At 31.8% G+C, this 512-nt stretch carries 1 protein-coding gene; it reads left to right on the top strand.

Annotation, left to right across the window (positions count from 1 at the left end; all coding sequences use genetic code 11):
• Positions 1-279: 279 nt before the first annotated feature.
• The coding region (locus AC1DJR_RS33135; RefSeq protein WP_477004584.1) for a ferritin-like domain-containing protein at positions 280-512 on the top strand (233 nt) is incomplete at its 3' end.

Here is a 512-nt window from a genome sequence, read left to right as displayed (position 1 = left end):
AAGTATGGTTATCGTATTAGCAACTGCTTTAAAACGTAGTGCATTAAAAGAATTTAAAACTGAATTAAACGCTTAAAAGATAAAGAACGTTTCACTCGTAGTGAAGCGTTTTTTTGATGAATTCATTATGAAGCGATAAGGAAATTAAGCAGCGATAGATAGGCTTTTTCGATATTTAAAAAGTGATTGAAGAATTAGTATTTGCGGTTCTTTTTTGTGTACATGCTCCTACTATTTCAAAGTGCATAAAATGTTATGCGAAAGTATGGAGGGGATACGATGTATAATTCGAATTATTATGATTGGTATAGGCAAAATGATAAGCTAATTAGCGATATTGAAAAAGCAATTGATGGAGAGTTTACGGCTATAAATTGCTATGCTAAATTAGCTAACATGGCTCCAAACGAGGCAGAACGAAATCAAATTCTTGAAATTCGTAATGATGAAATAAAGCATTTTCAACATTTTGTACAAATCTATACGAATTTAACTGGTCAGCAGCCTAAACC

Source organism: Bacillus sp. 05T31 (assembly GCF_056396725.1).
The sequence above is the reverse complement of the archived record's forward strand: the minus strand, read 5'-3'. Positions and strand labels throughout refer to the sequence as shown.